We start from the raw sequence: 13,045 nt of genomic DNA, 5'->3' as shown, positions 1-13,045 counted from the left end.
GGTGCCCTTGGCGGAGGCGTTGCCCCCCGCGTAGTTGGTGTTCCGGGGATCGGAGCCGAGCCGGTGCGACCGGGCCAGCAGAGCGGCCCCTCGGGCAAGGGGCGCCCCCGGCTCTCGCTGTGCGGCCGTCTAGCCCGCGTCCTCGCCGTCGATGCCCAGACCGGGCAGCAGCCCGGGCAGGAGCGGCGGGAGCGTCACGTCCGGCTCGGGGACCGGCGTGCTGCCCTCCGCGGACGGGGAGGTGCTCGCCTCGCTGTCCTTGTCCTTCGGCGGGTCGAGCAGGCCGCCGGTGTTGCCGCCGAGCAGGCCGTCGCTGTCGCTGCCGGAGCCCGCCGAGCGGCTGGGGCTGCCACTGCCGGTGCGGCCCTCGTCGCTCTGCGTGCCGCCGCTGTCGCTGGGGCGGGTCGAGCGGTCGCTGCCGGAGGAGCCGCTGGGGGCCGCCTCGGACGCGCCCTGCCGCTGGTCGTCGCCGCTCGTGGCCGGGGGCTCGGGCAGCAGGGAACGCAGCGGGGCGACGTCCTCCTCTATGGCGTCGAACACCGAGGAGACCTGCGCGCTGACGTCCCCGAGCTGGACGGGAAGTCGTTCACGCAGGTCCCCCCAAGCCTCGCGGTGGGAGCGGGAGAACGCGGACAGGGCCTGGATGGGGCCGAGGGAGTCCGGGTCGTGCTCGTACGCCTCGCTCAGCAGCCGGTGGCCCTCCGACGCGTCGTGCCGCATGCCGGACAGGGCGCGGCGGATCTCGCCGAGGGACTCGTGGTCCAGGGGGCCGCTGCGGCCGCGCTCCATCAGGCGCCGGGCTTCGCTGAGCCGGGTGGAGGCGTGGTCGAGGTAGACCCGGCCGCGCTCGTCCGCCCCGTCGGCGAGGCCGAGCTTGACGTCCTCGATGCCGCGCTTGAGGCCGTAGAGCGAATCACCGGGCAGGGCGTCCGAGCTGGCGGCGGAGACTCCGCCGAAGGCACTCGCGGCCACGCCGACACTGAGTCCGCCCGCGGTGAGGCCCCTGGCGAGCCGGGAACGCGGCCGGAGCTTCTTCAGCGAACTCGCGCGGTGAGCGCCACGGGTCCGGGAGCGCTGCTCGGGGACCGCGCGGTCCGTCGCCCCGCCGCCCACGGTGCCCTCCTGCAGCATGGCCTCGAACGCGGCCACCAGCTGGGCCCGCTGGACGACCTTGACCTCCGGGTCGAGCTCCGGCTTGGGCAACGCGCCGAGACCCGAGGCCAGCGCCAGATGGCGGGCCTGTTCGCTCGATGCCGCGGCTGCCGGGGCCGGTGCCGATCCTTCGGGCTGCTCGGCCGCCGTGCCCTGCTCGGACTGCTCCTCCAGGGCCTGGGCGAAGGCGTTCGCCCGCCGGTGCGCCGATACGTTCGCGATCACTGGCGGCACCTCCTCTCGTCATGACGGTCGACTCCCCAGGGGGTCCTGAGGGTTGCACACCCTGACCACGACCACACGATCGAGTGATCGGAGTCGGCCAGGGGGTGACCACAGGGAGCCTGCATCCCGCACAACGAGCGGCGTGGCACTTGGGTTACGGACGACGGCTGATCGGATGCCGAAGTCAACGGACGTTCACACAGCGTGAGTTGGGTGTCGCCGTCTGTGTGGGGCGGTCAGCGGGCGTCTTCCGGGAGGAGCCGGGCGAGGGTGCGGACGGCCCGGTACTGGAGGGTCTTGATGGCGCCCTCGTTCTTGCCCATCACCCGGGCGGTCTCGGCCACGGAGAGGCCCTGGAGGAAGCGGAGCGTCACGCACTCCTGCTGCTGGGGGTTGAGCCGCCGTACGGCGTCGAGCAGGGCGGCGTTGGAGAGGGACTCCAGGACGGAGTCCTCGGGGGAGCGCTCGACCTCGTTGGCGTCGAGCATCTCGCCGGTGGTGACCTCGAGGCGGAAGCGGCTGGACTTGAAGTGGTCCGCGACGAGGTTGCGGGCGATGGTGACGAGCCAGGCGCCGAAGTCACGGCCCTGCCAGGTGAAGGTGCCGATGCGGCGCAGGGCACGCAGAAAGGTCTCGCTGGTGAGGTCCTCGGCGGTCGCCTTTCCTCCGACCCGGTAGTAGATGTACCGGTAGACGGTGTCGCTGTACTGGTCGTAGAGACGGCCGAAGGCGTCGGACTCGCCCGCCTGGGCACGCTCCACGAGATCCATCATCCGGGCGCTGTCGCTGTCAGCGGCAGGCCGGCGTGCGGTGGCCGCGCCGGACGGGCGCCCTCGTCTGCCGACCGCGGCGCTGCCGTCGGCCAGTGCGTAGCAAGGGCCTACGGGCGCGGCGGTGGCGAATGCGGGGACGGCGTACGCGGTGGGGACGAAGCCGCGCAGCAGGTCTTGGACCGTTGCACGCAGCGTAGCCAGGCCCGAGGCGTCAACCCCGACGTGTGGGTACACGGGACTCCCAGAGGCAGAGCTTCCATCACGAGCAGTGCGGGACCTTTCACCCGTCGTAGCGACGGAGGGGTACCGGATTGCGTCTGAGGAGAATAACGCTTCGTGCAGGCACTGCTACACCGAGTTGCTCAAATCATCGATTACGTCGCTTCCGTAACCGATTGACGCCGGATCGAGTGCCCGAGTGTGAACGCTTGTTGATTGAAACGGTTCGGATTGCTGCTGAGTCCGGGGCGTGTTGTGGCCGTGTGCAGCCAAGTGGACTGGACACGAGGTTGTGGGGGTACGCCAGTTGGATTGACGGGGTTTGTCATCCCGCACACGATGGTGTCCCGGATTGATCGGATGGTCAGCGACGGCGGCGGTGCAGGGCGATGGCGGCCGCCGTGCCGCCGGCGACCGCGCCGACGCCCGCCGCGGCCGGAATGCCGACCTTGGCCGCCTTGCGGCCCGTGCGGTAGTCGCGCAGGCGCCACTCCAGCCGGCGGGCGTGCTTGCGCAGCTTGCTGTCCGGGTTGATGGCGTACGGGTGGCCGACCAGCGACAGCATCGGGATGTCGTTGTGCGAGTCGCTGTAGGCGGCGCAGCGGCCGAGGTCCAGGCCCTCGGCGGCGGCCAGGGCGCGGACCGCCTCGGCCTTCGCGGGGCCGTGCAGCGGTTCGCCGACGAGCTTGCCGGTGTAGACGCCGTCGACGGACTCGGCGACCGTGCCGAGGGCGCCGGTCAGGCCGAGGCGGCGGGCGATGACCGTGGCGATCTCGACGGGGGCGGCCGTCACCAGCCACACCTTCTGGCCGGCGTCCAGGTGGGCCTGGGCGAGGGCGCGGGTGCCGGGCCAGATGCGCTCGGCCATGTACTCGTCGTAGATCTCCTCGCCGATCGACTGCAGTTCGGCGACGCGATGGCCCTTGACGATGGACAGGGCCGAGTCGCGGGCCTCCTGCATGTGCTCGGGATCCTCGACCCCGGCGAGGCGGAACCACGCCTGCTGCCAGGCGAACTTCGCGAGGTCGCGCGTCTCGAAGAACTTCCGCTTGTGCAGGCCGCGGCCGAAGTGGAAGAGGGCGGCGCCCTGCATGACGGTGTTGTCCAGGTCGAAGAAGGCGGCGGCCCGGTCGTCGCCGTGGACCGGGAACTGCGGTTCCTCGGTCGAGCCGGCGACCTCTTGTGAGGACTTGCGTGCTGCCTCCGCCGAGGCCTCGCCTGCCAAAACGCTCCGCGCCGTGGCGGAGCGCCTACGGGGAGTGAGCCATCCGAGAGCGGCCATGGCGTGAGCATAGCCATTTTGTTCGGTGGTTCCGGAGCCGAGAGGTTGGGACCGTGTGAACTCTCGGCAAGCGTGTCGTCGAAGATGCCCCGCTCGGCGGATGCGGGCCTTGCGCGCCTCCTGGCGCTTTCGCGGGGGTTCCGCTTGGCCGCGGGCGCGGGACAATGGCCGACATGAGTCCCCTCTTCCGCCGCAGGCCCCCTCAGGACCGGCTCGTCACCCTGATCCGCAAGCCCGGCTGTCATCTGTGTGATGACGCACAGGTCGTTGTGGAGAAGGTGTGCGGTGATCTCGGAGTCCCCTGGGAGCAGAAGGACATCACCGAGGATCGGGAACTGCACGACCAGTACTGGGAGCAGATCCCGGTCGTGCTGGTGGACGGCCGTCAGCACACGTTCTGGCGCGTGAACGAGGGGCGCCTGCGCAAGGCGCTGACCGACTGATCCCACCCCGTGAGCGACTGACCGACCAGTCCAAAGAGGCCGCCGGGTCGCTTAGGATCGATGGTGACTTGGTCTCGGGGGCGGGATTCACTGAGGAGAGTGTGCGGTTTTGCCCCCGAAAGACAAGGAACGGTGGTGCGTATGCGCCGGTTCCCTGCGCGTGCGCCGGGGGCGCGTGACCCCGGTCACGTTGACCGGGCAAATCGGACACCACCTTTGTGCACGCGTTCACAAAGACATAGCCTGCATTCGACGGGGCGGTCATGTAGGGACGTATGACCGCCTACAGCCCCGCTCTACCCGCAGGAGCACCGTGGCAACTGGCCGAACTCACCGACCGGCGACCCGCAGCCGAGGGATTCCCGAGGCCACCGTCGCCCGGCTTCCGCTGTACCTCCGCGCTCTGACCGCGTTGTCGGAGCGCTCGGTTCCCACGGTCTCCTCCGAGGAGCTCGCGGCCGCCGCGGGGGTCAACTCCGCGAAGCTGCGCAAGGACTTCTCCTACCTCGGGTCGTACGGGACCAGGGGCGTCGGCTACGACGTCGAGTATCTCGTGTACCAGATCTCCCGCGAACTGGGGCTCACCCAGGACTGGCCGGTCGTGATCGTCGGTATAGGCAACCTCGGCGCCGCCCTCGCCAACTACGGCGGGTTCGCCTCCCGCGGGTTCCGGGTCGCCGCGCTGATCGACGCCGATCCGGCCATGGCCGGCAAGCCCGTCGCCGGGATCCCGGTGCAGCATTCCGACGACCTGGAGAAGATCATCCAGGACAACGGCGTGTCGATCGGTGTCATCGCCACCCCCGCCGGTGCCGCCCAGGCGGTCTGCGACCGGCTCGTGGCCGCCGGTGTCACCTCCATCCTGAATTTCGCGCCGACCGTGCTGTCCGTGCCGGACGGCGTCGACGTGCGCAAGGTCGACCTCTCCATCGAACTGCAGATCCTCGCCTTCCACGAGCAGCGCAAGGCCGGCGAGGAGGCCGCGAACGCCGACGGCGCCCTGCCGCCCGCCGCCGCCCGCAGTGACTCCGCCGACCAGGGGCCCGAGGGGGACATGCCCGCCGTGATGCCGGCATGAGTCTCCTCGTCGTCGGACTGAGCCACCGCAGCGCCCCGGTCAGCGTGCTGGAGCGGGCCGCGCTGCCCGCGGACGCGCAGGTCAAGCTGCTCCAGGACACGGTCGCCGCCGAACCGGCCTCCGAGGCCGCGGTGCTCGCCACCTGCAACCGCATCGAGCTCTACGCCGACGTGGACAAGTTCCACGCCGGTGTCGCCGAGCTGTCCACGCTGCTCGCCCAGCACAGCGGGGTCGGCCTGGAGGAACTCACTCCCTATCTCTACGTGCACTACGAGGACCGGGCCGTCCACCACCTGTTCTCGGTGGCCTGCGGCCTGGACTCGATGGTCGTCGGCGAGGGGCAGATCCTCGGCCAGATCAAGGACTCCCTGGCCCGGGCGCAGGACCTGCACTCCGCCGGCCGCCTCCTGAACGACCTGTTCCAGCAGGCCCTCAGGGTCGGCAAGCGCGCCCACACCGAGACCGGCATCGACCGCGCCGGCCAGTCCCTGGTCACCTTCGGCCTGGAACAGCTGGCCCGGGGCGGCGATGTACAGCAGTGGGCCCGGGGCAAGAACGCCCTGGTCATCGGGGCCGGGTCGATGTCCTCCCTGGCCGCGGCCACGCTCGCGCGGGCCGGGGTCGCCGAGATCGTCGTCGCCAACCGCACCGTGGACCGCGCCGAGCGTCTCGCCCAGATCCTCATGGAGGGCGACGACACGGACGTGGCGGCCCGCGCGGTACCGATGGAGTCGGTGCCGGCCGAGCTGACACGTGCCGACGTCGCCGTCTCGTGCACCGGCGCCACCGGCCTGGTCCTGACGGCCGAGTCGGTCACGGACGCGGTCGAGGGGCGTACGCCCGCGCCGCGGGCCGTGTCCGGCGAGGACGCACCGGGGGCGCCCGGCGGCGAGTCCGGCTCCGCGGCCGGGCCCGGCGCGCAGCGGGGCGGTGCTCCGGGCACCGGCCTCGGCGGCGAGGACGGCTGTCCGCTGGAGCTGTCCTCGGTGCAGGGCACCGCCGGATTCTCCGTGCTGGGCGAGGCCGCCGTGGCCGGAATGGCCGCCGCCGACCTGGAGCAGCACGCGGCCTGGGTGGACAACGGCACGGTGGGCGGCGCCCAGCGTGCGGGCGGCCCGGCCCGGCCGGGAACGGCCGGCACGCTCGACCCGGCCGCGGACACCGGCGCCATCGCCGCGCTCGCCGCGACCGTCGCCACCGTCGGGCGCATCCCCGAGCGGCGCCGGCCCGAGCCGGTCGAGGAGCCGCAGCGGCCCGAGCCCGTACTCTTCCTGCTGGACCTGGCGATGCCGCGCGACATCGACGCGGCCGTGCACCGGCTGGGCGGGGTGCGGCTGGTGGACATCGAATCGCTGGCGGAGGCCTCCGCGGGCGCTCCGATGGCTGCCGATGTGGACCAGGTCCGGCGTATCGTCTCCGACGAGGTCGCGGCGTTCGGGGCAGCACTGCGGGCCGCGCACATCACACCGACCGTGGTCGCCCTGCGCACCATGGCCGCCGATGTCGTGGCCGGCGAGATCGCCCGGCTCGACGGGCGGCTGCCCGGCCTCGACGACAAACACCGAGCGGAGATCACTCAGACCGTGCGGCGCGTGGTCGACAAACTGCTCCACGCGCCGACCGTGCGGGTCAAGCAACTCGCGGCCGAACCCGGCGGCGCCGGGTACGCGGACGCGCTGCGGACCCTGTTCGACCTCGACCCCGAGACGGTTGCCGCCGTCTCCCGGGCCGAGGACAGCACCACCGAGAAAGACCGAGGGCCGGCATGAACGACAAGACGCTGAGGCTCGGTACCCGGCGCAGCAGGCTCGCCATGGCCCAGTCCGGGCAGGTGGCCGAGGCCGTGACCAGGGTGACCGGGCGGCCCGTCGAGCTCGTCGAGATCACCACGTACGGCGATGTCTCGCGTGAGGCGCTCGCCCAGATCGGCGGCACCGGCGTGTTCGTCACCGCCCTGCGCGACGCGCTGCTCACGGGCGAGGTCGACTTCGCGGTGCACTCGCTGAAGGACCTGCCGACCACACAGCCCGACGACCTGGTCGTGGCCGCCGTGCCCGTCCGGGAGGACCCGCGGGATGTGATCGTCGCCCGGGACGCGCTGAAGTTCACCGACCTGCCCTCCGGGGCCCGCATCGGTACGGGCTCGCCGCGCCGCATGGCGCAGCTCAACGCGTACGCCCGCGGCCACGGGCTGGACATAGCGACGGTTCCGATCCGCGGCAACGTCGACACCCGCATCGGGTTCGTGCGCAGCGGAGAGCTCGACGCCGTCGTGCTGGCCGCCGCCGGGCTGAACCGGATCGGCCGCGGTGATGAGGTGACCGACTTCCTGTCGGTCGACACGGTTTTGCCCGCCCCCGGCCAGGGGGCCCTGGCGATCGAGTGCACCGCGGCCAACGCGGACCTCGTCGCCGCGCTCGCCGAACTCGACGACCCGTTCACGCGGATCGCCGTGACGGCCGAGCGATCACTGCTCGCCGCCCTGGAGGCCGGTTGCAGCGCCCCTGTGGGTGCGCTGGCCGACCTTCCCCCACTCTCGGCTCCGCTCGAGCGGGGGGACCCCCAGGCCGACGGGCAGATTGTCAAGGAAATGCGCCTGCGCGCCGTCGTCGGCACCACCGACGGCACGCGCATGGTGCAGCTGTCCACCACCGGTCCCGTGCCCGAGACGCACGACGGGGCAATGGCGCTCGGTCGCGAACTCGCGGCCGAGATGCTCGCCCAGGGCGCGGCCGGTCTGATGGGGGAGCGAGCACAGTGAGCCCCACCGCCCTTTCCGCCGGTCCCGACCACGGGCACGTCACCTTCCTGGGTGCCGGACCCGGAGATCCGGGACTGCTGACCTTGCGCGCCGTCGAGGCGCTGGCGCACGCGGACGTCCTCGTCGCCGAGCACGAGGTGCTCGACGTCGTACGTCAGCACGCCAGGCAGGGCGTCTCCGAGGTGCACACGGACACGGATCCTTCCCAGGATCCGGCTCCGGGCGCAGGAGCGCCCCAGCTGACGGTAGTTGACGGCACGTCAACCACCGCGCCCGTCCCCGCGGTGCGGGATGCCGCACATCTTGTCATGGAGGCCGCACGGGGCGGCAGGCGGGTCGTGCGTGCGGTGTCCGGGGACCCCGGACTCGACACGTACGCCGCCGAGGAGATGCTGGCGTGCGCCGCCGCCGGGGTGCCCTTCGAGGTCGTCCCCGGTATCGCGAGCGCGGTCGGCGTCCCCGCCTACGCCGGTGTGCCACTGCGGGACGCGCAGGGCGCGGACGTGCGGTTCGTCGACGCGCGCACGGCGTCGGACCGGTGCTGGACGGAGGTCGGGGCGTCGGACGGCACGGTCGTCGTCTCCACGACGCTGGACTCCGTCGCCGCGGCGGCCGGCGAGCTGGTCTCCGCCGGACGCAAGCCGGACACCCCGCTGACGGTCACCGTCGCCGGCACCACCACCCGGCAGCGCACCTGGACCGCCACGCTCGGCACGATCGCGCAGACGCTGAAGCAGGCCAAGGTGCTGCCCTCGCCCGACGGCGGCCGGCCGGTGATAGCCGTGGTCGGTGAGCGTTCCGCCGCCGCCCAGCGCGACCAGCTCGCGTGGTTCGAGTCCAAGCCGCTGTTCGGCTGGAAGGTGCTCGTGCCGCGGACGAAGGAGCAGGCGGCGTCGCTCTCCGACCAGCTGCAGTCGTACGGGGCGGTGCCGCACGAGGTGCCGACGATCGCCGTCGAGCCGCCGCGCACGCCCCAGCAGATGGAGCGCGCGGTCAAGGGGCTCGTCACGGGCCGCTACGAGTGGATCGCCTTCACCTCGGTGAACGCGGTCAAGGCGGTGCGGGAGAAGTTCGAGGAGTACGGGCTCGACGCGCGTGCCTTCGCGGGCATCAAGGTCGCGGCCGTCGGCGAGCAGACGGCGAAGGCGCTGATCGCGTTCGGTGTGAAGCCGGACCTGATGCCGAGTGGTGAGCAGTCGGCCGCCGGTCTGCTGGAGGACTGGCCGCCCTACGACCCGGTCTTCGACCCGATCGACAGAGTGTTCCTGCCGCGCGCCGACATCGCCACCGAGACGCTGGTGGCCGGGCTGATCGAGCTCGGCTGGGAGGTCGACGACGTCACGGCCTACCGGACCGTGCGGGCCTCGCCGCCGCCGGCGGAGACGCGTGAGGCGATCAAGGGCGGCGGGTTCGACGCCGTTCTCTTCACCTCGTCGTCGACCGTGCGGAACCTGGTCGGCATCGCCGGCAAGCCGCACAACGTCACCGTGATCGCCTGTATCGGCCCGGCCACGGCGAAGACCGCCGAGGAGCATGGGCTGCGGGTGGACGTGATGGCTCCCGAGCCGTCCGTCCACAAGCTGGCCGAAGCCCTGGCCGACTTCGGCGCCAAGCGCAGGGCGGCGGCCCTGGAGGCCGGGGATCCGGTGACGCGGCCGAGCGAGCGGCGGCCGGGGGCCCGGCGCCGGCGTTCGACGACGTAGTCCGGTCCGGTTCTGTCGCCGCGGCTACGCGGGAGTCACCGCGTGGCCGTAGCGCAGCAGGTCGGCGGGGTCGTAGGTGGCCTTGTCGTGGCGCAGGCGTGCGTACACCTCGGGGGTCCAGGCGCGGGCGCGGTCCTGTTCGTCGCCCGGGGTGCCGTGGATGTTGACCATGGTGCGGCCCGTGCCGTACGGGGCCATGGCGGTGTAGAGGCGGCGCGTCGCCTGTTCGACGGCCTCGGCCACGGGCGGTGCGGGCATGATCCCGACCGACTCCATGAAGTAGCCGGCGTCGCGGGCGCAGACGGCGTCCTCGACGGCCGACGGGCGGGCCAGGGCGCCGCCCATGTGCCGCAGTGAGGCGACCAGCAGCGGGTGTTCCGCGCCGGCTGCCGGCCCGACCTGTTCCAGGAAGGTGCTCAGAGCGTCCTGGGGCAGGTCGCGCAGGAGCAGGCAGCACTCGCGTGCCGGGAGCGGGTCCTGGGGCTCCATGTGGATGCGGTCCAGGGCCGCGTGGTCCATCTCCTCGACCATGTCGACGGCCACGGGGGCGGCTGCGCGCAGCGGCGCGATCAGTGCCTCGCCCTCGGCCGGGTCGCCCGGCCAGGCGATCGCGGCCCGGGCCCAGAAGCCGCCGCGCAGCGGCTCGGGGATCTGGGGGATGGGCGGCAGGCGCAGTACCGAGAACATGCTGCACATCTCGTCGGGGACGGTGCGGGTCCAGTCCGTCCAGGCCCGCAGCAGGGCCTCGGTGTGTTCGGCGTGGCAGTGGAGGCCGCCGCCGTAGAGGCGGGGGAGCGGGAGCAGTTCGGTGGTCAGTGAGGTCACCACGCCCACGTTGCCCTTGCCGCCGCGCAGCGCCCAGAACAGTTCCGGTTCGTGCCGGGGATCCGCCTCGCGCAGGCGCCCGTCCGCGGTGACGACCTGGAAGGAACGGACCAGGTCGGCGGCGAAGCCGTAAGCGCGGCCGAGGACCGGGAGTCCGCCGCCGAGGGTGTAGCCGATGACGCCCGCGTCGGTGGAGGTGCCGCACAGACCGGCCAGGCCGTGGGGTGCGCCCGCGGCCATGACATGACTCCACTTCGCGCCCGCGGCGACGGTGGCGGTGCGGGTGGTGGGGTCGACGTGGACGTCCGTCATGCGGGACGTGTTGATCAGCAGACCGTGCTCGATCGGGAAGTTCGCGCCGTGGCCGGTGGCCTGGACGGCGACGGGGGTGTGGGTTGCGGCGGCCCAGCGCATCGCGGTGACGATGTCGTCGGGGCCGGTCGCCCCGATGGCCACCTCGGGGGTGTGCAGGGCGGCCAGGTTGAAGCCGGTGACTTCGTCGGCGTAGCCGCGTTCGCCGGGGCGGACGACGGGGCCGTTGATCTCCGAGAGGGCGAAGAGGTCGGGCATGCGGTGGGGGGCGGTCATCGCGTCCTCCGTGGGGCGGATACGGAGGGACGGCGGCGGCGACGCGGTGGGCCGTCGGGGTCCTTGTGTTCTCAGCATGGACCTGGGGAGTGGCGGGCGCATCGCGGGGCGGTGAGTCTGCCCGGCGGGGCGCGAGCACGCCGACATCGCGTCGGCATCCGGGCTTTTGGGGCGGGCGTAGCGTAGAGGCCATGACGACGTACGGATCATTTCCCGGTACTCGGCCGCGGCGGTTGCGGATCAACCCCGTGATGCGTCGGATGGTCGCCGAGACCCGGTTGCACCCCGCTGACCTCATCCTTCCGGCCTTCGTGCGGGAGGGCGTCAGCGAGCCCGTGCCGATCGCGGCGATGCCGGGGGTCGTGCAGCACACCCGGGACAGTCTGAAGAAGGCCGCCGCGGAGGCGGTCGCGGCGGGGATCTCCGGGATCATGCTGTTCGGCGTGCCGGAGGAGTCGAAGAAGGACGCGCTCGGGACGCCTGGCACCGACCCGGACGGGATTCTCCAGGTCGCCCTCCGGGACGTGCGGGCCGAGGTCGGCGATGATCTGCTCGTCATGTCCGATCTGTGTCTCGACGAGACCACCGATCACGGGCACTGCGGGGTGCTGGACGCCGAGGGGCGGGTCGACAACGACGCGACCCTGGAGCGGTACGCCGAGATGGCCCAGGTACAGGCCGACGCCGGCGCCCATGTCGTCGGGCCCAGCGGGATGATGGACGGGCAGATCGGGGTCGTCCGCGACGCCCTCGACCAGATCGGGCGGGAGGACGTCGCCATCCTCGCCTACACGGCGAAGTACGCCTCCGCCTTCTACGGGCCCTTCCGGGAGGCCGTCGGCTCGTCGCTCAAGGGGGACCGGAAGACCTATCAGCAGGATCCCGCGAACGCCCGGGAGTCGCTGCGTGAGCTCGCCCTCGATCTCGAGGAGGGCGCCGACATGGTGATGGTCAAGCCGGCCGGGCCCTACCTGGACATCCTCGCCCGGGTCGCGGACGCCGTGGACGTGCCGGTGGCCGCCTATCAGATCTCCGGCGAGTACTCGATGGTCGAGGCCGCCGCCGAGAAGGGCTGGATCGACCGGGACCGGGCGATCCTGGAGACGCTGACCGGCATCCGCCGGGCCGGTGCGCGCAGCATCCTGACCTACTGGGCCACCGAAGCGGCCCAGAAGCTCAAGGATCAGTAGGTCAGCGCGTCGTCCATGTCGTGCAGCCAGTAGGTGACCGTCAGGGTGCTGTCGTAGGAGACGCCCTTGGCGGGTAGGGCGGGGAGCGCCGAGGGGCCGCCGTCGCTGTGGGGCGTGCGGCACTGGAAGCCGACCGTGGGCTTGTGGCCCGTGGTGCTCCACTCGCCGCTGCCGTCGGCCGCCGACAGTGAGACGCCCGCGTCGCCGGACTCGCCGGGGGCCAGGGTCGTGACGGCCTGCGGCTTGGAGTCCTTGATCGGCTGCGGGACCCACTGCATCTCGTCGAAGCGCAGCACCGTAGTAGGTGAGGTTGCACGCCTTCGAGCCGGTGTTCTGGTCAGGGAGGGGGCCACGGAGCAGTCGTGAGGGGCGGGCTCAGTGGAACTCGTGGACCGGCTCGATCTCTCCGACGATGTGGGAGTTGAACTCGTCGAGTTCCTCGGCGGGGACCCACAGTTCGAGGATGGTGCGGCCGCCGGCCCGCTGAACCGGGTAACGGGCCAGGAAGTCCGTGTCGACCTCGAAGCGGGTGACGAATCCGGCGCCGTCGTGCTTGACGTTCCAGTCGCGGGCGATCCTGATCGCGTAGTCCTCGTTGAGGACCGGGTAGAAGATCGGCTGCTCGGGGAGCCGGGGCGGCCAGGCGCGCCAGTCGAGTGCGCGGACCAGGTCCAGTTCCCCGGGGCCGGTGGGGCGCCAGAGGGTCGTCGTCGCTCGCGGGCCGGTCTGCACGGGCACCATCAAATCAGGTGAACCGTTAGGTTGTTGACCGCCGTAGTTGTTGCTGAATGAACTACCCACTCTCC

12 protein-coding genes are annotated in these 13,045 nt (G+C 71.9%); 6 read left to right on the top strand and 6 right to left on the bottom strand.

The features are described 5' to 3' along the window. Window positions 1–129: 129 nt before the first annotated feature. The 3 genes from ABTX62_RS15570 to ABTX62_RS15560 all read right to left on the bottom strand — a co-directional run bounded on the left by ABTX62_RS15570 (window position 130) and on the right by ABTX62_RS15560 (window position 3,651). On the bottom strand, window positions 130–1,377 hold the full coding sequence (locus tag ABTX62_RS15570; RefSeq protein WP_352116656.1) for a DUF5667 domain-containing protein: 1,248 nt from the start codon (window positions 1,375–1,377) through the stop codon (window positions 130–132). Window positions 1,378–1,613: 236 nt separating this feature from the next. After that, window positions 1,614–2,384: an ECF subfamily RNA polymerase sigma factor, BldN family gene (locus ABTX62_RS15565; RefSeq protein WP_030840376.1), complete on the bottom strand. Its 771-nt coding sequence runs from the start codon at window positions 2,382–2,384 to the stop codon at window positions 1,614–1,616. Window positions 2,385–2,733: 349 nt separating this feature from the next. Further along, window positions 2,734–3,651, bottom strand: coding sequence for an HAD family hydrolase (locus ABTX62_RS15560; protein ID WP_283973280.1), 918 nt, complete (start codon window positions 3,649–3,651; stop codon window positions 2,734–2,736). A gap of 173 nt (window positions 3,652–3,824) precedes the next feature. On the opposite strand from ABTX62_RS15560, the gene ABTX62_RS15555 reads away from it, so the two are divergent. From ABTX62_RS15555 to ABTX62_RS15535, 5 genes are all read left to right on the top strand, one after another. After that, window positions 3,825–4,094, top strand: coding sequence for a glutaredoxin family protein (locus ABTX62_RS15555; protein ID WP_352116655.1), 270 nt, complete (start codon window positions 3,825–3,827; stop codon window positions 4,092–4,094). Between the two features lie 313 nt (window positions 4,095–4,407). After that, window positions 4,408–5,172, top strand: a complete 765-nt coding sequence (locus ABTX62_RS15550; RefSeq protein WP_283973282.1) for a redox-sensing transcriptional repressor Rex — start codon at window positions 4,408–4,410, stop codon at window positions 5,170–5,172. Continuing rightward, window positions 5,169–6,941, top strand: coding sequence for a glutamyl-tRNA reductase (locus ABTX62_RS15545; RefSeq protein ID WP_352116654.1), 1,773 nt, complete (start codon window positions 5,169–5,171; stop codon window positions 6,939–6,941). The genes ABTX62_RS15550 and ABTX62_RS15545 overlap by 4 nt, the downstream gene beginning before the upstream one ends. Beyond that, on the top strand, window positions 6,938–7,933 hold the full coding sequence (gene hemC, locus ABTX62_RS15540; protein WP_352116653.1) for a hydroxymethylbilane synthase: 996 nt from the start codon (window positions 6,938–6,940) through the stop codon (window positions 7,931–7,933). Before ABTX62_RS15545 ends, hemC begins: the two co-directional genes overlap by 4 nt. Further along, window positions 7,930–9,636: a bifunctional uroporphyrinogen-III C-methyltransferase/uroporphyrinogen-III synthase gene (locus tag ABTX62_RS15535; RefSeq protein WP_352116652.1), complete on the top strand. Its 1,707-nt coding sequence runs from the start codon at window positions 7,930–7,932 to the stop codon at window positions 9,634–9,636. Before hemC ends, ABTX62_RS15535 begins: the two co-directional genes overlap by 4 nt. 24 nt (window positions 9,637–9,660) lie before the next feature. On the opposite strand, the gene ABTX62_RS15530 is transcribed toward ABTX62_RS15535, so the two are convergent. Then, entirely contained in the window at window positions 9,661–11,049 is a 1,389-nt protein-coding gene (locus tag ABTX62_RS15530) for an FAD-binding oxidoreductase (protein ID WP_352116651.1), read from the bottom strand. A 191-nt stretch (window positions 11,050–11,240) separates the two neighbouring features. Between ABTX62_RS15530 and hemB the strand changes: the two genes are divergently transcribed. After that, the gene (gene hemB / locus ABTX62_RS15525) at window positions 11,241–12,239 is read left to right on the top strand and encodes a porphobilinogen synthase (protein WP_352116650.1); all 999 of its coding nucleotides are present in this window, start codon (window positions 11,241–11,243) and stop codon (window positions 12,237–12,239) included. Here the strand turns inward: hemB and ABTX62_RS15520 are convergent. Together ABTX62_RS15520 and ABTX62_RS15515 are read right to left on the bottom strand one after the other, a co-directional pair. Continuing rightward, entirely contained in the window at window positions 12,233–12,535 is a 303-nt protein-coding gene (locus ABTX62_RS15520; protein ID WP_352116649.1) for a DUF4232 domain-containing protein, read from the bottom strand. The genes hemB and ABTX62_RS15520 overlap by 7 nt on opposite strands. Before the next feature lie 79 nt (window positions 12,536–12,614). Continuing rightward, window positions 12,615–12,980, bottom strand: a complete 366-nt coding sequence (locus ABTX62_RS15515) for a hypothetical protein (protein WP_352116648.1) — start codon at window positions 12,978–12,980, stop codon at window positions 12,615–12,617. Window positions 12,981–13,045 lie beyond the last annotated feature (65 nt).

Origin of the sequence: Streptomyces sp. NPDC096046, assembly GCF_040303285.1 — a bacterium.
In the GTDB taxonomy this organism is placed as follows: domain Bacteria; phylum Actinomycetota; class Actinomycetes; order Streptomycetales; family Streptomycetaceae; genus Streptomyces.
This window is presented reverse-complemented; position numbering and strand designations above follow the sequence as displayed.

Excerpts from the sequence above, each read along its gene's own strand:
- ABTX62_RS15560 (WP_283973280.1), bottom strand. The coding sequence starts at position 3,651 with ATGGCCGCTCTCGGATGGCTCACTCCCCGTAGGCGCTCCGCCACGGCG.
- ABTX62_RS15555 (WP_352116655.1), top strand. The coding sequence starts at position 3,825 with ATGAGTCCCCTCTTCCGCCGCAGGCCCCCTCAGGACCGGCTCGTCACC.
- ABTX62_RS15545 (WP_352116654.1), top strand. The coding sequence starts at position 5,169 with ATGAGTCTCCTCGTCGTCGGACTGAGCCACCGCAGCGCCCCGGTCAGC.
- hemC (WP_352116653.1), top strand. The coding sequence starts at position 6,938 with ATGAACGACAAGACGCTGAGGCTCGGTACCCGGCGCAGCAGGCTCGCC.
- ABTX62_RS15530 (WP_352116651.1), bottom strand. The coding sequence starts at position 11,049 with ATGACCGCCCCCCACCGCATGCCCGACCTCTTCGCCCTCTCGGAGATC.
- hemB (WP_352116650.1), top strand. The coding sequence starts at position 11,241 with ATGACGACGTACGGATCATTTCCCGGTACTCGGCCGCGGCGGTTGCGG.
- ABTX62_RS15515 (WP_352116648.1), bottom strand. The coding sequence starts at position 12,980 with ATGGTGCCCGTGCAGACCGGCCCGCGAGCGACGACGACCCTCTGGCGC.